This is a genomic window from Burkholderia sp. Ac-20353 (genome assembly GCF_017104785.1).
GTDB lineage: Bacteria > Pseudomonadota > Gammaproteobacteria > Burkholderiales > Burkholderiaceae > Burkholderia.
In genome coordinates this window covers 1-18748 of sequence record NZ_JAAGPL010000036.1, presented here as the reverse complement: position 1 = coordinate 18748, position 18748 = coordinate 1, and the positions used below count along the sequence as shown (strand labels likewise).

The following is an 18748-nucleotide window of genomic DNA, read 5'->3' as shown; positions in this document are numbered from 1 at the left end:
ACCTATCAGATTAAAGATTCAAAAAAGGCGCGCCTGCCACGCTCACTCGCCGATGAACTTGCGAAGCAGGCGGGACAACTCGTCGAACTCGGTGTTCGTGAATTTCCGCAGCCGCGCGTTCAGCACGTCGGGCGCGATCTCCGGAATTCTGGCCGTCGCTGCCTCGCCCTCTTTCGTCAGCGTCAGATTGATCACGCGGCGATCGTCAGCGTTGCGTGAGCGTCCGAGCAATTGCTTCGCTTCCAGCTTGTCCAGCATCCGCGTCATCAGGCCCGTGTCGATCCCGAGCAGCTTCGACAGTTCGAACGGCGTGGCGGCCGCGCCGCGCTGTATCGACAGCAGGATGCCCATCTGCTGGCTGGTGATGTCGAGCTCCCTGAGCGCGTCATCCAGCTGCGCGGTGACCAGGTTGCGCGCCCTCGTCAACAGGAACCCGATACTCTCCGTGAGCATGAAGTTCCTGGCCGTGTAGTGGTCCATCGTGTGATTCTTCCGAATGCGCCGGTCAGTGGCCACCCGCAGCCGCCGCGCCGGCCCCGCCGCCCTTGGCTGGCCTGGTCACCCAGATCAGCGGGACGATGCCGATAAAGATCACCGCCGATATCCAGAAGATGTCGTTCAGGCCCAGCATCGTGGCTTGCACGTTGAGCGACGCTTCGAAAAAGGCCATTGCCTTGGGTGCGTCGGCGTTGAGCGCCGACTGCAGATGCGCGATGGCGGCAACGTAAGTCGGGTTGTTGACGCTCGTTTGCTCGACCAGCCTCGCGTGATGGAAGATCGTCCTGTCGTTCCAGCCGGTACTCAGCAGCGACGTGCCCACCGCACCGGCAAAGATGCGTGCGAAATTGGACAGGCCGGCCGCCGCCGGAATCTTCTCGGATGGCAGCCCCGACAGGATGATGCCCGTGAGCGGTGTAAAGAACAGCGCGGTCGGAATACCCTGCAGCAGGGTCGGGAGCACCAGCGTGTAAGCATCGACGCCCGTCGTGTAGTTCGAGCGCATGAAGAACACGCCAGCAAATCCAACGAACGCCAGCGTGGCGAGCACCCGCATATCGGAGCGCGGCATGATCTTGCCCAGCACCGGTGCGAGGATCACCGCGAAGATGCCGAGCGGCGCCGTGACGAGCCCTGCATCCACCGCGCGGTAGCCGAGATATCCCTGGATCCACTGCGGCAGGACGACCAGGTTCGCGAAGAAGATCGCGTACGCGACCGATATCGCCACCGTCCCGCCGAGAAAATTGCGTCCGGCAAAGAGTCGCAAGTCGACGATCGGCTTCTCCTCGGTAAATTCCCAGATGAGGAAGAACAGGAAGCTGATCGCCGCCACGATGGTGAGTACCCAGATCACCGGCGAATTGAACCAGTCGAGGTCCTTGCCCTTGTCGAGCATGATTTGCAGCGATGCCACCCAGGCGATCAGTGAAATCAGGCCGACCTTGTCGAACGGCAGCTTGCGCACCGGCGTTTCCCGATCACGGTAGATCGCCCAGATCGCCGCTGCGGCGAACAGGCCAACCGGCACGTTGATATAGAAGATCCATGACCAGCTGTAGCTGTCGGTGATCCAGCCACCCAGCGCCGGGCCCGCGATCGGCCCGACCGTCGCGGTCATCGCCCAAAGCGCGAGCGCGCTCGAACTCTTTTCCTTCGGAAACGACGCGAGCAGGAGCGCCTGCGACAGCGGCACCAACGGCCCTGCCACCGCACCCTGCACGATCCGGGCGACGAGCAGCATCTGCAGATTCGGCGCAAGCCCGCACGCCGCGGACGACAGGACGAACAGCAGGATCGCCCAGACGAACAGCTTCACTGCTCCGACCCGCTGAGTCAGCCACCCGGTCAGCGGAATCGACACCGCGTTGGCGGCAGCAAACAGCGTGATGACCCACGTCCCCTCGTCGATCGACACGCCGAGGTTGCCGGAGAGCGTCGGGATCGCGACGTTCGCGATCGACGAGTCCAGTACGTTCATGAACGTAGCGAGTGCCACGGCAAACACGCCAAGCCCAAATCTGGCGCCGGTCAAGGGCGCAGGCGTGCCTGTGTTGGTCGACTGATTCATGTTCTGTCCTTTGGCCTGAAATCGACGCCTGTCAGTGATCGGCAGATATCTGACATGTCTGATATTTGGGTAAAAAATGGTGCGTCAAGCAGCGAGCAGTTTGAAAAGCAGTCTGCTCAAGGTCTCGAATTCGGCGTTCGTGAAGCATGCAAGCTGCCGAGGCCGTACCGCAGGGATCGCTTGTGCGCTTTGCTCGACGGTTCCCCACCCCGCTTGCGTCAGCGACACGTTGACCACCCGCCGGTCCGCGCTGTTGCGCGATCGCTGCACGAGTCCACTACGTTCCAGCCCGTCCAGCACGCGGGTCATCCGGCTCGGGTCGACGCCGAGCAGCTTCGACAGCGCGGCCGCCGACGTGGCGCTATCGCGCGTCAGCGTCAGCAGAATGCCGAGTTGCTGCGCATTGATCCCGATATCCTTGAGCGTCGCGTCCAGCTCCGAGGCCGCCTGATTGCGGGCTTTGCCGAGCGCGACGACGAGCTTTTGAGATCGGTCGAGATCCTCGTTGACGCGGTAGTCCATCGATCGCCTCCATCTCCTGACCAGTTATATATCTGACTCTGCAGATATGTGACGCAGTATGGACAACGCGTGGCCAAATCACCATGGCCATGCGGTTATAGAGCGAATTCCCGAAATTCATGCAGCACGAGGGTTGGCGCGACTCAGGTATCGTGGCGGGCAAAAAGCCTGTGCACCAGCGCACGGATCCATTGGTTGCCCGGCTCCCGGTGCACGCGATCGTGCCAGTACTGGGCGATCTCCAGGTCGGGCAGCGCCAGCGGTGGCGTCACCACCGCCAGATCCAGGTTCCCGCAAATGGCGCGCGCCAGCGTCAGCGGCAGAATCGCCACAGTGTCCGAATGCTGGGCGATCAGCGCCGCCGTGGCGAAGCTCGGTACGCGGCAGACGATGTTGTTGTGCGGCACCGCAGCCTCGATGGCCCGCTCGGCGTTGAGGTGTCCGTGACCCGTGCCGGCCGTGGAGACCAGCACATGCTTCTCGGCCACGAAAGTATCTGGCTCACCGAGCTGTGCGAGCCGCGGATGGTCCTTGCGCACGACGGCGCTGTAGGTTTCGTGCCATAGCAACTGGCGGCGCATGCCCTGCATCAGCCCGGGAAACGCGCCGATTGCCAGGTCGACCGTCCCGTTCTCCAGCCAGGTATCGAGATGCGCGGCATCGGCGTTGATGGCTTGCACGAGGATGCCCGGCGCCTCCTCCGCCAGCCGGCTCAGCAGCAACGGCAGCATTTGCGACGCGCCGACATCGAGCATGAAGAATCTGAAGCTGCGCTGGCTGGTGCGTGGATCAAAGCTGATACGGTCCGAGCGCAGCGCACGTACGCTCTGGAGAATGGCCCGCACCGGCTCGCCGAGCTCGAGTGCCTTGGGCGTCGGCTCCATGCGCAGGCCCACCCGGACGAACAGCGGATCGTCGAAATACTGGCGTAGCCGCGCCAGCGTCTTGCTCAGCGCCGGCTGCGTCAGGTCGAGCACGCGCGCCGCCCTGGTGAGGCTGCGCTCGCTGAGCAGCACGTCGAGCACCAGGAGTTGATTCAGGTTGAGTTCGTCTTCATGACGCCGGGGAAGCGTGTCCATGATGCGCGGTGGTTAGCAAATCGGGCGGGCTCGGCTGTAGTCTAGATTCACACGCTGCTGGCGAAGAACAAAAATACTGCCCATCCATCATTTTCCGCCTGACTTACTGTTACCACTCGCCAAGCGATTCATCAAATCGAACAAAGGCATCAGAAAGTGCCCGAAAGACTCGGTTGACGCATGCTCGACAGCCAGGCTGTGTTGCCCGCCGATCGCGCTCAGGTGACATATCCATCCGAAGAGTTCGGCTTCGCTTCGGGTTGGCAGGATCATTGCGCAGGACTCGACGGAAAAGGCCAGGCGAGCCAAGTCGACGCGGCGCACGACTTCGGCGACGATCGCTTCGCGTTTGGCCCAGCTCCGAATCGCCACCTCTCGCTCGGGTGACATATGCGCAGTCACTTCGAGATAACGTTCCAGCCGCTTCCGTGCATCGTGGCAGTCAGTGATCGCGGCGAGGACGCTGAGCGTATAGTCGCCTTCCCATTCGGCAAGCAGTGCAAGAACAAACTCGGAACGATTGGCAAAGTGGTGATAAAAGGAACCGCGCGTCACATTGAGTCGCCGCGCCACGCGTTCGATCGAAATCCCTTGCGCACCCTGTTCATCGAGCAGTCGCAAGCCCGCGATAATCCAGCGGGTACGACCGTTTCCGATCTTTGCCATAACTACTCCGAAAACATACAGGCTATGTATGTTAGCGGTTCGTCATTTATCGTGGCGGATCGATGTTCGGGAAAGCGGCTATGGCCTGGGCAAGCCAAGGAAAGGACGACATGAGGATACTGATTGCGACCGCAGGCAGCCACGGTGATGTACTGCCCTTCATCGCGTTGGGCAGGGAACTGTCACGGCGCGGCCATGACATCCATATGCCGGCCTGCGCTTCCGGCCAGTCGGCACGGCGCAAGCCTACGCAGCGCTGTTCAGCGATGTGGCCGAAAACCATCCCGATCGTGCGTTCAGGCGCGTTGCTCGGGAGTTTGCAAGCTTGAGCGGCGAATACTACGCCGCGATGCAGGCCGATATTCTGCCGGGGAAAACCGCGGTTGTCGGAAGTTCTCTGCTGTTCGCGCCGCGCCTGCTTGCGGAGACTACCGATACGCCATGCGTCACAGTTCATCTCGCACCGAGCATCATCCGTTCCGACCGGCGTCCGGCGCGCCTGATGCCGCGCTGGATCACGGCCTCGACGCCATCGCTGATTCGCCGCATGGCCTGGTGGCAACTGGATCGCTTCTATGATGCCGCGCTGACCAAGCCATTGAACAAGCAACGTGCCGATCTCGGCCTGAAACCGCTGACGCGAATTTTTCAATCGTGGATACACGAAGCGGACTGTGTTATCGGGATGTTCCCCGCGTGGTTTGCACGACCGCAGGATGACTGGCCGCGCAAACTCATCCTGGCAGATTTCGCGCTCTACGATCACGGAGAGGTGCAGCCCTTATCTCCCGAACTGCTTCGCTTTATCGACGCTGGCTCGCCACCGGTCGGCATTTCAGCCGGTACGGCGACCGCCAACTCGCACAAATTTTTCCAGACCTCGATTGCTGCCTGCCAGGCAACCGGGTTACGCGCGATCCTGCTTTCCCCTTTTGCCGAGCACATTCCCAGGAATCTGCCCGCCAACATCATGCATGTGAGCTACGCGCCGTTCGGCAGCTTGCTCCCCCGTCTGGCGGCTTTTGTTCATCATGGCGGGATCGGCTCGACCAGTCAGGCGCTACGCGCCGGCGTGCCGCAACTCATCCGTCCCGTTGGCTACGACCAATTCGACAACTCGGCCCGGACGACGGAACTGGGTGTCGGGCGCGAATTGCTGGTCAAACACTACACGCCGCAAAACGTTGCCAAAGCCCTGGTCACGTTGACTAGTGATCCGCTTGTCCGGCAACGTTGCCGCGAGATTTCCAGACGCTTCGAAAAGCAAGACGGCATGACGATAGCGGCCGAATCCATTGAAAATTGTCTGTTTCAAAGGGAAACGCGGGGCATTGGCGCACGGGTAGTTAACGCTGAACCTACCTGAAAGCGGTAGGCCATTACATTCCGACCCATCACCTCATTGATCGGGTCAACCTCCATCGAATTGAATAGCCTGGGTCGGAACGGGCCGCGAGTCGCTCGCGCATTACTTCGCTAAGCGCAAGCAGACGATCTAGCCTCTGGCGGAACGTCTTCGCAATCTTCCGCGCAACGCGACGTCCACCCTTCGCCGCCACCGGCCTCCAGAATGCGCGACTTCCATTGGCACTCGGACCATTCGAGATCGGCCTCCGAATCCAGCACGATGCCGCCGCCAACGCCGTACACGCCGGAACCGTCTTTATCCAGCACAAGCGTACGAATGGCCACGTTCAGCGAGAAGTCTCCATCCGGCGCCAGCCATCCGATGCTGCCGCAATACAGGCCGCGATCGTCGAGTTCCAGTTGCCGGATATAGCGCATCGCCGCGATCTTCGGCGCGCCGACAACCGAGCCGCACGGAAACAGCGCGCGCAATATGTCGAGGAACGAAGTACGACCGACGTCGGCCTTGATGGTGGACGTCAGCGTCCAGATGGACGGGTAGCGTTCGAGGTCGAACAGCTTGTCGACGTTGACCGAGCCGACGCGGGCGATCTTCCCCATGTCGTTCCGCAGCAGATCGACAATCATCGCATTCTCGGCCCGGTCCTTCGTGCTGGCCTTGAGCGCTTCAGCCGACGCCAGGTCGGCGGCCGGATCCGTGTGCCGCGGGGCCGTGCCTTTCATGGGCCGGCTGGTCAGCATGTTGCCGCTGCGGGACAGAAAGAGCTCCGGTGAAAACGACAGCACGTACGATTCGCCGTCGTCGATATAGGCCGCGTGCGACACCGGATGCCGATTGATCAGTTCCCTGTACAGCCCCTCTGGCGCCCCTGTCATCCTGACGTCGACCGGAAGCGTGAAATTGACCTGATAGACCTCGCCGGCTTCGATCCATTGCTTGACGTGCGCTATTTTGTTTTGGTATTCGCTGAAATCGATCCGTGGTGCGGCTTCGACGATACGGCCGGATTCAGATGCGAGCGGCGGCCCCCAAGGCGCTTCGTCGACGGCCCGCTCGAACACGAGCGCGGTCAGAAGCGGGCCATCATGCTGCGTCGGATGAGAATCGCCTCGCGCCAGCGCGGGCTCGAGCCATTCACCGAGAGAATAGGAGAGCATCAGCGCGACCCAGTGCCCATCCCGCTGCGCCTTTTCGATCGCGTCGAACGACGCTGGTAATTCGTCCGGCGTTCTGGCGACGATCTTGTGGCGGAAGCCATGCATGACGAGCGCCCGTTTCCGGATCGCGTCTTCGAAGCGGCAGATGGCCATCAGACGCCTCCCGCCGCAACGCCGCTTCGCGCCAGCACGGGTTCGAGCGCGCGCCCCGTATGACTCGCGCTCACCTGCACGAGCCCTTCCGGATGCGCGGCCGCCACGATCGCGCCGCCGCCCACGCCGCCTTCCGGCCCGAGGTCGATGATCCAGTCCGCTTCCGCGATCACATCGAGGTCGTGCTCGATCACAACGACACTGTGTCCCGCATCGACGAGCCGGTGCAGCACATGGATCAGCTTCGCGACGTCGGCCATATGCAGGCCCACGGTCGGCTCATCGAGCACGTATAGCGTGTGCGGCGCTTTCTGGCCGCGCCGCGTGATGTCGTCGCGCACCTTGCTGAGTTCGGTGACGAGCTTGATGCGCTGCGCCTCGCCGCCGGACAAGGTCGGCGACGGCTGGCCGAGCGTCAGGTAACCGAGGCCGACGTCCTTCATCAGTTGCAGCGGATGCGCGATGTTCGAGATCGGCCCGAAAAACTCCACCGCTTCGTCGATTTCCATCGTCAGCACGTCGCCGATGTTCCGGCCGCGCCACGTGACCGCGAGCGTCTCCGGATTGAAGCGCTGCCCGTGGCACACATCGCACGGCACCTTCACATCGGGCAGGAAGCTCATGCCGATCGTGCGCACGCCCTGCCCTTCACATGCGGGGCAACGCCCTTCGCCGGTGTTGAACGAGAAGCGCGACGCCGTGTAGCCGCGCGCGCGTGCCTCCAGCGTGTCCGCGAACAGCTTGCGGATCGCGTCCCACACGCCGATATAGGTCGCCGGGCATGAGCGCGGCGTCTTGCCGATCGGTGTCTGATCGACTTCGAGCACGCGATCGATATGCTCCCAGCCGCTGATCGACTCGCAGCCCTGCCACGCATGCGTGACGTTCAGCGACGCCCGTGGCGCGCTGCGCGCCAGCACGCTCGCGCGGCGATTCGCCGCCTGCTGCGAGGCCTTGCGCGCGCGTCGCGTCGCCGGCGACGACAGCACCGAGCGGCCCACCGCATCGAGCAGGTTCGTCATCAGCACATCGCGCGCGAGCGTCGACTTGCCCGAGCCGCTCACGCCCGTCACCGCGACGAGCCGCCCAAGCGGAATGCCGACCGTGACGTCGCGCAGGTTGTGCAGCTTGCCGCCGTGCACCGTCAGCCAGGTCTCCGGCACCGCCGCGCCGTTCTTCGCGCCCGGCAGGTTCACGCTGCGGCGCGGTTGCAGCGGATGCACGATCGGTTGTGCGAGGAAGCGCCCCGTCAACGAGTCAGGCTGCGCGGCGAGATCCGCGACCGCGCCCTGCGCGACCAGCGTGCCGCCGCGTTTGCCGGCGCCCGGACCGACGTCGATGATGTGATCGGCGCGGCGTATCGTGTCTTCGTCATGCTCGACGACGACGAGCGTATTGCCCTTGTCGCCGAGCTTGCGCAGCGCATTCAGCAGGATCTGGTTGTCGCGCGGATGCAGGCCGATCGTCGGCTCGTCGAGCACGTAGCACACGCCCTGCAGGTTGCTGCCCAGTTGCGCGGCCAGACGGATACGCTGCGCCTCGCCACCCGACAGGCTCGGCGCCGCGCGATCGAGGCTCAGGTAGCCGAGCCCGACTTCCTCGAGAAACGCGAGACGGCTGCCGATCTCGCTGACGATGTCGCGCGCGATCTGCGCGTCGCGCCCGGTAAGCTGCAGGCCGTCGATCCAGCGACGCGTATCCGACACCGTCCATTGCGCGACATCGACGATCGGCTGGCCTTCGAAGGTCACCGCGCGCGCGGACGCATTCAGACGCGTGCCGCCGCAATCCGGACACGGCTCGTCGCCGACGCCCTCCGGTTCCTGCTCGTCGGACGGCAGCGTCTGCTCGCGGCCGCGACCGTCTTCGGCGAGCACCGTGTCGTCGTAGGCCGCGCGCTGTTCGCGCGTAAGCGTGACGCCGGTCCCCACGCAGGTCGTGCACCAGCCATGCTTGCTGTTGTACGAGAACATCCGCGGGTCCAGCTCCGGGTAGCTCGTGCCGCACTCGGGGCACGCGCGCTTGACCGACAGCACCTTGACCTCGCCGATCCGCGCGGTCGAATGATCGTTGGCCATCGCATGATGCAGGCCGTCGAGCGGCGCGAGCAGATGCATCACGCCCTTGCCGAGCTCGAGCGTCTCGTCCAGACGTTGCCGCAGCTCGGCCTCGTGGTCCGGCGACACGACGATATCGGCCACCGGCAGCTCGATCGTATGCTCGCGGAAGCGATCGAGCTTCGGCCATGGGTCCACCGGCACGAATTCGCCGTCGACGCGCAGATGCGTGCTGCCGCGCGCTTTCGCCCACTTCGCGAGATCCGTGTACACGCCCTTGCGGTTGACGACGAGCGGCGCGAGCAGCCCGACGTGTTCGTCGCGGTGATCGCGCAGCAACTGCGCGGCGATCGATTCGACGGATTGCGACGTCACCGGCGTGCCGTCATGGATGCAATGCTGAAGGCCGAGCTTCACATACAGCAACCGCAGGAAATGCCAGACTTCGGACGTCGTCGCGACCGTGCTCTTGCGGCCGCCGCGCGAAAGCCGCTGCTCGATCGCGACGGTCGGCGGAATGCCGTACACCGCGTCGACTTCGGGGCGCCCCGCCGGCTGCACGATCGAGCGCGCGTACGCGTTCAGCGATTCGAGGTAGCGGCGCTGGCCTTCGTGAAAGAGGATATCGAATGCGAGCGTCGACTTGCCGGAACCGGACACGCCGGTGACCACGTTGAATTTGCCGTGCGGAATGTCGACGTCGAGCGCCTTCAGGTTGTGCTCGCGTGCGTTGACGATCCGCACGACGTCCTCGCCTTCGACTTCCCGTCGTGCACGCGCCGCGTTCAACGCGGTCTGCAACGGCACGCCCTGCTCGTCAGGCTCGGCTTCGGTATCCATTGCGCGGTCGTAGTACAACAACGCCGCGCCGGTATGCGATTCGGCGCAGGCTTTCACATCGTCGGGCGTGCCCGCGCACAGCACGAGGCCGCCGCCGTCACCGCCTTCCGGACCGAGATCGATCAGCCAGTCCGCCGCGCGGATCACGTCGAGGTTGTGCTCGATCACGATCAGCGAATGGCCGCTGGCCAGCAGCTTGCCGAACGCCTGCATCAGCTTCGCGATGTCGTCGAAGTGCAGCCCGGTGGTCGGCTCGTCGAACATGAACAGACGTGCGACGCGCGCCTCTCTCGTGACCACACGGCGCCCGCTGGCGGCCTTCGCCGACTCGGCGAGAAAGCCCGCCAGCTTCAGGCGCTGCGCTTCGCCGCCCGACAGCGTCGGCACCGGCTGGCCGAGCTTCACGTATTCGAGCCCGACGTCGACGATCGGCTGCAGCACGCGCAGCACCTCGGCGTCGGCGACGAAGAATGCCGCGGCTTCGCTGACGGTCAGGTCGAGCACCTCGGCCACGCTGAGTGCGCGGCCTTCGCGCTCGATCCGCACTTCGAGCACTTCGGCCCGGTAGCGCTGGCCGTCGCAGTCCGGGCAGCGCAGATAGACGTCGCTCAGGAACTGCATCTCGATGTGCTCGAAGCCGGAGCCGCCGCACGTCGGGCAGCGGCCGTCGCCCGAGTTGAAGCTGAAGGTGCCCGCGCTGTAGCCGCGCTGCAGCGCGAGCGGCGCCGTCGCGAACAGCTTGCGGATCTCGTCGAACGCGCCGACATAGCTCGCCGGGTTCGAGCGCGTGGTCTTGCCGATCGGCGATTGATCGACGAACACGACATCGGTCACCTGCTCCGCGCCGGTGAGGCGGCGGTACGCGCCCGGCGACTCGGTCGCCTTGCCCAGGTGCCGCGCCATCGCCGGATAGAGCACGTCCTGCAGCAGCGTCGATTTGCCGGAACCCGAGACGCCGGTCACGCAGACGAGGCGCTGCAACGGAATCTCGACCGTGACGTCGCGCAGGTTGTGTTCGCTCGCGCCTTCGAGCACGATACGCGGCGTGTTCGCGTCCACCGCGCGACGCGCCCAGTGCGACGCGTGGGCCACGTGCTTTCGGCCGCCGAGATACTCGCCCGTCAGCGTGCGGGCCGAACGGATCTCGCCGGGCGTGCCGTCGTAGACGATCGTGCCGCCGCGCTCGCCCGGGCCGGGGCCCATGTCGATCAGCCGGTCGGCTGCGAGCATCACCGACGGATCGTGTTCGACGACGACCAGCGTATTACCCGCGTCGCGCAGGCGCTGCATCGCCTCGACGATCCGGTTCAGGTCGCGCGGATGCAGCCCGATGCTCGGCTCGTCGAGCACGAACAGCGTTTTCGTGAGCGAGGTGCCGAGCGCCGTCGTCAGGTTGATTCGCTGCACCTCGCCGCCCGACAGCGTGCGGCTTTGCCGGTCGAGTGTCAGATAGCCCAACCCTACATCGCACAAGTACTTCAGCCGCGTGCGGACCTCGGCGAGCAGCAGCTTCAGCGCATCGTCGAGCAGCGCGCTCGGCAGGCTGATGTCGTCGAAGAAGCGGCGGATGCGCTCGATCGGCAGCAGCATCAGGTCGTGCACCGTCAGGCCCGGCAGCGCTTCGAGTTGCGCGCGGGTCCAGTCGACGCCGCGCGGCAGGAAGCGGCCGGCAGGCGCGAGCGCCGCGTCGGCGTTTGCCTTCGTGCCGAGCCGCCACAGCAGCGATTCCGTTTTCAGGCGCGCGCCGCCGCACACGTCGCACGGCGTGTAGCTGCGGTATTTCGACAGCAGCACGCGGATATGCATCTTGTACGCTTTGGATTCGAGGTACGCGAAGAAGCGCTGCACGCCGTACCACTGGCTCTGCCACTTGCCGTTCCAGTCCGGCGAGCCGTTGATGACCCAATCCCGTTCGTCGGACGTCAGCTCGGCCCACGGCGTGTCGCGCCGGATGTTCGCCTTCGCCGCATAGCGCATCAGGTCGTCCTGGCATTCCTTCCATGCGGGCGTCTGCATCGGCTTGATCGCGCCGCCGCGCAGCGTCTTGCGCTCGTCGGGAATCACGAGGCCGAGGTCGACGCCGATCACGCGGCCAAAGCCGCGGCAGGTTTCGCACGCGCCGTATGCCGAGTTGAACGAGAACATCGCCGCCTGTGGATCTGCGTAGCGCAGGTCGCTGTCCGGGTGATGGAGCCCGGTGGAGAAGCGCCACACTTGCGGCTCCGCTGCCGCGTCGGTCGCGTTGTCCGGCTGCTGTGCGAGCACGTAGACATTCACCCGCCCGCCGCCGCGCTTCAACGACGCCTCGATCGCCTCGATGACGCGCACCTTGTCGACCTGATGCAGCCGGAAGCGGTCGGCCACCACGTCGAGCACCTTGCGCGGCCCGGTGGGCGATGCGACTTCGCGCCGCGCCTGCACCCGCGTATAGCCGCTCGCCGACAGCCACTGCTCGACTTCCTCATCGGTCACGGTTTCCGGCAACTCGACCGGAAACGTGACCACGAGCCGCGGATCATGATCCGCCGTGCGTGCGGAGAGGTCCGCGTAGATCGTTTCCGGCGTGTCGTGCCGCACCGGCTGCGCGGTCTTGCGGTCGAACAGCTCGGCCGCGCGGGCGTACAGGAGCTTCAGATGGTCGTTGAGCTCGGTCATCGTGCCGACGGTCGAGCGCGAACTGCGGACAGGGTTGGTCTGGTCGATCGCAATCGCGGGCGGCACGCCGTCGACGCGGTCGACCTGCGGGCGGTCCATCCGGTCGAGAAACTGCCGCGCGTATGCGCTGAACGTTTCGACGTAGCGCCGCTGGCCCTCGGCATACAGGGTGTCGAACACGAGACTCGATTTGCCGGAACCCGACGGGCCGGTGACGACCGTCATTTCACCGGTGCGCAGGTCGAGATCGATATGCTTGAGATTGTGCTGACGCGCTCCGCGAATGCGGATCAGATTGCTGGATGACAATTTGTCTGCCCGTCTGAAGGGTTGGCCGGGGTTCACGGCGCCGGAAGGCTGTGGGGCGCTCGCAGGCACGGCGCCCGTGCCGTGGTGCGGACACGGGGGCGAGCCGGTTTCGTACGCGTACTATACTGTATGTTTGTACAGCCTTCCACCATGCAGCGCTGTTTCGGGCTTGGCGTGGGCGGAGCTTCAACCGCGGACCATCACGGTAGCCACAACGAGAGCCGAAAACACCAGCGCCGGGGCGAGGTGCCCGACCGGCTCCCGGTTTCGCAGCAGCGTGAAGAGCGCCGCGACCATGATTGCGCCGGCCAGCGCCAGACCCAAGACTCTGGTTTGCTGCCCAAGAAGAAGCGCCGCACTCAACAGCTCGAGCGCGCCACAGAGCAAATGAAACCATGCCGGATAACCCCAACGTGCGAAGTCGCGCTTGACCGAGCCGCGTCCCGCGAGGTTGACCACCCCGGCAACCGCGAACAGAACCGCAACGACCGTCGCGAGAATCGATTCGAAAGATGCACTGTTCCACGCCATCGTCATGCTCCGGTAATTTGTTGTGAAGAGAGGTCCGCAATCAGGCCGGGGCCATCGGGTGTCCAGGCAAGAACTCGGCGCGCACGCTGGCCGCTTACTGTCTGGTCGAGCGCCAGTGCGTCGGCGAACGGCCCAAGTGATGTGCGGGCGTCCTCGAGCGGCCAGGCTTCGACGCGATCGGCGCCGACCGATACCCGAATCGCTTCGCCCATTTCGGCGATGGCAACAGCCTCTTCCGCCACCACGTTGAAGATTTGTCCAGCGACCCGTTCGTCCCCGCTTGCCGCCCGCTCCACCGCGCTCAGGTATGCCGTGGCCAGGTCATCGACGTGAACGGCAGGCTAATGGTTACGACCATCGCCGACGACCCTCACACTGCCGCTTTGACGCGCCATGTTGGCAAGCATGCCGAACATGCCGCCGCCGTAGCCGTGCACCATCGCGGGCCTGAGGATCACTGCGGCAGCGGAGCGGCGCGCGGCAAGCGCCAGCACATGTTGCTCCACTGCGGGCCGCCAGGCGACGAGCGGTGTCGGGTTCAGTGCCGCCGCTTCAGTCGCGGGCTCTCCCCCCGTATTTCCATATACCCAGGCGCCAGACGTATAGATAAAGGCCGCGCCGGGATGCAAATCCGACAGCATCGCCACAACCGCAGCCTCATCCACGGCAGCAGCGGAGGCGTCGTTGGTCGACGCCGTGTGCACCACGCCATCGGCAACGGCGGCAGCCGCGGCGAAAGACTGGGGCTCACTCAGGTCGCCGGCATGCAGATTCACACCCAGACGTGCCAGCGCGCTGGCGGACGCCGACGTGTCGTGGCGCACCAGCGCCGTCACCTGATGGCCGAGGCCGATTGCCTTGCGCGCGACCGCTTGCCCGATGAAGCCGGTACCACCCGTAAGAAACAGTTTCAAAGCGCTCTCCTTGACGATTGCCTGCGAAATTGAATGGTCATACAAACGAGACCGATAAGTCTCATTTGTCCGGAAGTTAAACGAGACTGGTCGGTCTTGTCAACAACTCGACGCTCTGCTATTTTTCTCGCATGGACACATCCACACTTCCCGACCTGAGCCCGCTGCAACGCCGCAAGCGGTCTGCGATCCTCGACGGCGCGAGAACCGTTTTTTTACGTGAGGGTTTTGGTTTGGCGACCATGGACGATGTCGCGTCGGCCGCCGGCGTCGGCAAACAGACGGTCTATCGCCACTTCAAGTCGAAGGAGGCGCTCTTCGTCGGTCTGGTGATCTCGATGTGCGCCCAGGTGGGCGCGCTTGCCAGCACGCTGGGCGAGCAATCCGATGTGCCACCCGAAGTCGAGTTGCGCGAGTTGGGATGGTTGCTGGCACAAGGCCTTATCGCGCCGGACAGTCTGCGGCTTTTCCGGGCCATCGTCGCTGAGGCCCAGCGTCTTCCGAATCTCGGCCAGATGTTCTACGAAAATGGCCCGAAGCTTGTGCGTGCCATCGCCGCAAACATTCTGCGAAAGCGATTTGACGAATCGACTGCTGCAATGCGGGCAGCGACATTCGTTCAGTTGGTGCTGGGAGACGCGTATCTGGAGCTGACACTGGGCTACACCGTGCCCGATGTTGAAGCGCGTTTTGGAATGCAGATTGACGAAGCGGTAGCGGCTGCACTCCGCTAACGGACACAACAGCGTGTGGCGCACCGCCCTCCGGCGCCCCAGCTTTTTTGCGACTGACGACAATATTCCTGATTCTGAATCGTCAACACAGGCATGGAATCGCCGCACACCCCGAACCGGATGAACGATCGAGATAGCGATATCGCCGCAACCGTCGTGCGAGAGCGCACGCGGCTCGGCAACTTCATCCGCCAGCGCGTGCGCGATCCTGGCGAAGCGGAAGACATCTTGCAGGACGTGTTCTACGAGTTCGTGCAGGCGTATCGGCTTCCGGAGCCGATCGAGCAAGCCGGGGCCTGGCTTTTCCGTGTCGCGCGAAACCGCATCATCGACCGCTTTCGCAAGAAGAAGGAGCAGCCCTTGCCCGAGCGGGTGGACGACGACGGTGAAGACCGGCTCGATCTCGCGCTACCCGCCAGCGATGCCGGCCCGGCAGCGGCCTACGCAAGGTCCGTACTCCTGGAGGCGCTGCAAGACGCGCTCGACGAATTGCCGGCGAATCAACGCGATGTCTTCATCGCGCACGAACTCGAAGGACGCAGTTTCAAGGAGATGGCTGCCGAGCGTGGCCTGAGCGTGAACACGCTGCTTGCGCGCAAGCGCTATGCGGTGCTGCAACTGCGTGCTCGTCTGCAGGACGTTTATGACGATTTGGATATCTAACGGAGTCGATTGATGAAATTCAGAGTGAGATGTTTCGGAAAGGCATTGCTGGTTCTAGCGGGCGTCGCCCTGTTGGGTTTGTTGGTGATGCTGCTCTGGAACTGGGTCATCCCGACGGTATTCGCAAGCGGCCGCTCGATCGACTATTTGCATGCGCTAGGCCTGCTGGTCCTGAGCCGGATACTGTTCGGCGGCTTTCGAGGACACGGCGGCTGGCGCGGACATCGGCACTGGCGCCGTTGGGAACGGATGACGCCGGAGGAACGCGAGCGCTTTCTGAAGAGCATGCCTTCCGCTGGCGGCAAGCCTCGGGAGGATCAGGCATGAGCCGCGCGGCGAAACCTGCATGCAAGCAGGACGCGGGGGTGTTTGCCCCCGTGGTCGACTTGAAGCGTTGTGAAGGCAAAGGCGATTGCGCGGTGGTGTGCCCGGAGCAGGTTTTCGAAGTCCGGCGGATCGACGCGGCAGACTATCAGCAGCTCGGACCGCTGCACAAAATCAAGTTGCGCGTGCACGGGATGAAGGTCGCTTATACGCCGAACGCCGACGCATGTCGGGCGTGCGGGGCGTGTGTGACCGCGTGTCCCGAGCGGGCGATTACATTGGCGCGCGCGAATTGACGCGTCGATTTATGGTCGAACGCCGACGGACACCGGTCACCCCCACGCTCGAAACCCGCGCAGGCGCTCCCCGGTGCCGGCATGCCTCCTCAGATATGCACCGCGTGCCCCAACGCCCGCAACGCCGCCTCCTGCATCGCCTCGCCGAGCGTCGGATGCGCATGGATCGTGCCGCCGATGTCCTCGAGCCGCGCCCCCATCTCGATCGATTGCGAAAACGCCGCAGCCAGCTCCGACACCCCTCGCCCGACCGCCTGCCAACCGACGATCAGATGCGTATCCCGCCGCGCGACGACGCGCACGAAGCCATCGGTAGCCTGGAGCGTCATCGCCCGCCCATTCGCCGCGAACGGGAACGAAGCACTCAGGCAGTCAACACCAGCCGCCCGCGCATCATCCGGTGACCACCCCGACGTCACGATCTCCGGATCGGTAAAGCAGACAGCAGGAATCGACGCCGGCACGAACTTGCGACGCTTGCCCGCAATCAACTCCGCGACCATCTCGCCCTGCGCCATCGCGCGATGCGCGAGCATCGGCTCGCCAGCAACGTCGCCGATCGCCCACACATTGCGCATCGATGTCCGGCATTCGTCGTCGATCCGCAGCGCCCGCCCGTTGCGTTCGAGCGGTAACGTCTCGAGCCCGAACCCGTCGACGCGCGGCCGGCGGCCGACCGCGACCAGCACGCGATCGGCCGGCAGCGTCCGCTCGGCGCCGTCGGGCGCCTGCACGCGCACCGCGCCGTCGTCCGCGAGCCCGAGCACCTTGTGGCCGAGCCACAGCCTGACGCCGAGCCGTGCGAGCGAATCGGCGACGGGCTTCACGAGCTCCGCGTCATACGCGGGCAGCACGCGCTCCGCCGCCTCGACCACGCTGACGTCGACCCCGAGCTTGCGATACACCATCCCGAGTTCGAGCCCGATGTAACCCGCGCCGACGACGACCAGCCGCTTCGGCAACGTCTTTGGCGACAGCGCCTCGGTCGACGACACGACATGCCCGCCGAACGGCATCGACGGCAGCGCGACCGGCTCGGATCCCGTCGCGAGCAACAGGTGCTCGCAACCGATCCGGATCGTCTCGTCGCCGGAGTCGACCTCGACGGTCTTGCCGTCGATCACGCGCGCATCGCCGTGCAGCACGCGCACGCCGTTTTTCTTCAGCAGCGCGCCGACGCCGCGCGTCAGCTTGTCGACGATTCCATCCTTCCACGCGACGCTGCGCGCAATATCGATCTCCGGCGTATGCACGCGGATGCCGAGCGCGCCTTCGCCGGCGTGGTCGCGCGCCTGCTCGAACGCGTCGGCGACGTGGATCAGCGCCTTCGACGGAATGCAGCCGATATTCAGGCAGGTGCCGCCGAGCCGGTCGCGCTCGACGAGCACCGTCGGAATGCCGAGCTGTCCGGCACGAATGGCAGCGACGTAGCCGCCCGGGCCGCCGCCGATCACGAGTAGCGTGGTGTGTTCGTTCTTCATTGCGCTCACTTCGTCACTCCACGAACAGCAGCGCCGGGCGTTCGAGCAACGCGCGCACTGCCTGGATGAATTCGGCCGCGTCCATGCCGTCGACGACGCGATGATCGAACGACGACGACAGGTTCATCAGCTTGCGCGCGACGACCGCGCCGTCCTGGAACATCGGCCGCTCGACGATGCGGTTCACGCCGACGATGCCGACTTCCGGATGATTGATGACCGGCGTCGATACGAGCCCGCCAATCGGGCCGAGACTCGAAATCGTGATCGTCGAACCGGTGAGTTCGTCGCGCTGTGCGCGATTGGTGCGCACCGCATCGGCAAGCCGCGCGATTTCGGCCGAGATCGACCACACGTCGCGCGCTTCCGCGTGACGCAGCACGGGCACCGTGAGGCCCGCGTCGGTCTGCGTCGCAACGCCCATGTGCACCGCGCCGTAGCGGGTCACGACGCCGGCTTCGTCGTCGAAGCGCGCGTTGAGTTGCGGAAAGTCGCGCAACGCGATCACCATCGCGCGGATCAGCAGCGGCAGCAGCGTGAGCCGGCCGCGCGAGTCGCCGTAGCGGCGGTTCAGTTCCGCGCGCAGCTTCTCGAGCTCGGTCACGTCGATTTCCTCGACGTAGCTGAAGTGCGGAATGCGCCGCTTCGCTTCCTGCATCTTGCGCGCGATCGCGCGGCGCAGGCCGATCACCGGCACCTCGGTCTCGTCGGTCCGTTCGTCATAGCCGCGCGCAGGCTGGCCGCCTGACCGGCTGCCGGTGCGCGCATACGCATCGAGGTCCGTATGCAGGATCCGCCCGGCGTCGCCCGTGCCGCGCACGTAACGCAGCTCGATGCCCATGTCCCACGCGCGCTGGCGTACCGCCGGCGACGCGAGCGGACGCTCGCCCGGCGCAAGCGCCGCGCGCGGCGGCGTGGCGTGGTCCGAGC

At 64.7% G+C, this 18748-nt stretch carries 18 protein-coding genes; 6 read left to right on the top strand and 12 right to left on the bottom strand.

Translation table 11 applies throughout. The features are described 5' to 3' along the window. Positions 1-42 precede the first annotated feature (42 nt). The 5 genes from G3N94_RS13775 to G3N94_RS13755 all read right to left on the bottom strand — a co-directional run bounded on the left by G3N94_RS13775 (position 43) and on the right by G3N94_RS13755 (position 4335). On the bottom strand, positions 43-480 hold the full coding sequence (locus tag G3N94_RS13775; RefSeq protein ID WP_205792940.1) for a MarR family transcriptional regulator: 438 nt from the start codon (positions 478-480) through the stop codon (positions 43-45). Positions 481-505: 25 nt separating this feature from the next. After that, the gene (locus tag G3N94_RS13770) at positions 506-2068 is read right to left on the bottom strand and encodes a DHA2 family efflux MFS transporter permease subunit (RefSeq protein ID WP_205792939.1); all 1563 of its coding nucleotides are present in this window, start codon (positions 2066-2068) and stop codon (positions 506-508) included. An 84-nt stretch (positions 2069-2152) separates the two neighbouring features. Further along, complete coding sequence (locus G3N94_RS13765) at positions 2153-2590, bottom strand: MarR family transcriptional regulator (RefSeq protein WP_205792938.1); 438 nt, start codon at positions 2588-2590, stop codon at positions 2153-2155. Between the two features lie 143 nt (positions 2591-2733). Then, positions 2734-3669: a LysR family transcriptional regulator gene (locus tag G3N94_RS13760; protein WP_205792937.1), complete on the bottom strand. Its 936-nt coding sequence runs from the start codon at positions 3667-3669 to the stop codon at positions 2734-2736. An 87-nt stretch (positions 3670-3756) separates the two neighbouring features. Then, positions 3757-4335, bottom strand: a complete 579-nt coding sequence (locus G3N94_RS13755) for a TetR/AcrR family transcriptional regulator (RefSeq protein WP_205792936.1) — start codon at positions 4333-4335, stop codon at positions 3757-3759. A gap of 110 nt (positions 4336-4445) precedes the next feature. On the opposite strand from G3N94_RS13755, the gene G3N94_RS13750 reads away from it, so the two are divergent. Both G3N94_RS13750 and G3N94_RS13745 read left to right on the top strand, forming a co-directional pair. Further along, the gene (locus G3N94_RS13750; RefSeq protein WP_205792935.1) at positions 4446-4664 is read left to right on the top strand and encodes a glycosyltransferase; all 219 of its coding nucleotides are present in this window, start codon (positions 4446-4448) and stop codon (positions 4662-4664) included. After that, the gene (locus tag G3N94_RS13745; protein ID WP_205792934.1) at positions 4661-5701 is read left to right on the top strand and encodes a nucleotide disphospho-sugar-binding domain-containing protein; all 1041 of its coding nucleotides are present in this window, start codon (positions 4661-4663) and stop codon (positions 5699-5701) included. Before G3N94_RS13750 ends, G3N94_RS13745 begins: the two co-directional genes overlap by 4 nt. Before the next feature lie 110 nt (positions 5702-5811). Here G3N94_RS13745 and G3N94_RS13740 read toward each other — a convergent pair whose 3' ends face one another. From G3N94_RS13740 to G3N94_RS42335, 5 genes are all read right to left on the bottom strand, one after another. Further along, positions 5812-7014: an aminodeoxychorismate synthase component I gene (locus G3N94_RS13740; RefSeq protein WP_205792933.1), complete on the bottom strand. Its 1203-nt coding sequence runs from the start codon at positions 7012-7014 to the stop codon at positions 5812-5814. After that, positions 7014-12875: an excinuclease ABC subunit UvrA gene (uvrA, locus tag G3N94_RS13735; protein ID WP_205792932.1), complete on the bottom strand. Its 5862-nt coding sequence runs from the start codon at positions 12873-12875 to the stop codon at positions 7014-7016. The genes G3N94_RS13740 and uvrA overlap by 1 nt, the downstream gene beginning before the upstream one ends. A 186-nt stretch (positions 12876-13061) precedes the next feature. After that, complete coding sequence (locus tag G3N94_RS13730; protein WP_205792931.1) at positions 13062-13406, bottom strand: DoxX family protein; 345 nt, start codon at positions 13404-13406, stop codon at positions 13062-13064. Between the two features lie 2 nt (positions 13407-13408). Further along, positions 13409-13702 carry a hypothetical protein gene (locus tag G3N94_RS42340; RefSeq protein WP_241021826.1) on the bottom strand — a complete coding sequence of 98 codons (294 nt, stop codon included), beginning with the start codon at positions 13700-13702 and terminating at the stop codon, positions 13409-13411. Positions 13703-13747: 45 nt separating this feature from the next. After that, complete coding sequence (locus tag G3N94_RS42335) at positions 13748-14320, bottom strand: NAD-dependent epimerase/dehydratase family protein (protein WP_241021825.1); 573 nt, start codon at positions 14318-14320, stop codon at positions 13748-13750. Positions 14321-14451: 131 nt separating this feature from the next. On the opposite strand from G3N94_RS42335, the gene G3N94_RS13720 reads away from it, so the two are divergent. The 4 genes from G3N94_RS13720 (at position 14452) to G3N94_RS13705 (ending at position 16337) form a co-directional block, all read left to right on the top strand. After that, complete coding sequence (locus G3N94_RS13720; RefSeq protein WP_205792930.1) at positions 14452-15054, top strand: TetR/AcrR family transcriptional regulator; 603 nt, start codon at positions 14452-14454, stop codon at positions 15052-15054. Positions 15055-15147: 93 nt separating this feature from the next. After that, complete coding sequence (locus G3N94_RS13715) at positions 15148-15717, top strand: sigma-70 family RNA polymerase sigma factor (RefSeq protein WP_205792929.1); 570 nt, start codon at positions 15148-15150, stop codon at positions 15715-15717. A gap of 12 nt (positions 15718-15729) precedes the next feature. Further along, complete coding sequence (locus G3N94_RS13710; RefSeq protein WP_205792928.1) at positions 15730-16044, top strand: hypothetical protein; 315 nt, start codon at positions 15730-15732, stop codon at positions 16042-16044. Next, the gene (locus G3N94_RS13705; RefSeq protein WP_205792927.1) at positions 16041-16337 is read left to right on the top strand and encodes a ferredoxin family protein; all 297 of its coding nucleotides are present in this window, start codon (positions 16041-16043) and stop codon (positions 16335-16337) included. Before G3N94_RS13710 ends, G3N94_RS13705 begins: the two co-directional genes overlap by 4 nt. An 89-nt stretch (positions 16338-16426) precedes the next feature. Here G3N94_RS13705 and lpdA read toward each other — a convergent pair whose 3' ends face one another. Beyond that, positions 16427-17818 (bottom strand): dihydrolipoyl dehydrogenase, encoded by a 1392-nt coding sequence (lpdA, locus tag G3N94_RS13700; RefSeq protein ID WP_205792926.1) that lies wholly within the window; start codon positions 17816-17818, stop codon positions 16427-16429. 13 nt (positions 17819-17831) lie between these two features. Further along, positions 17832-18748: dihydrolipoamide acetyltransferase family protein (locus G3N94_RS13695; protein ID WP_205792925.1), on the bottom strand; the 917-nt coding region annotated here is incomplete at its 5' end.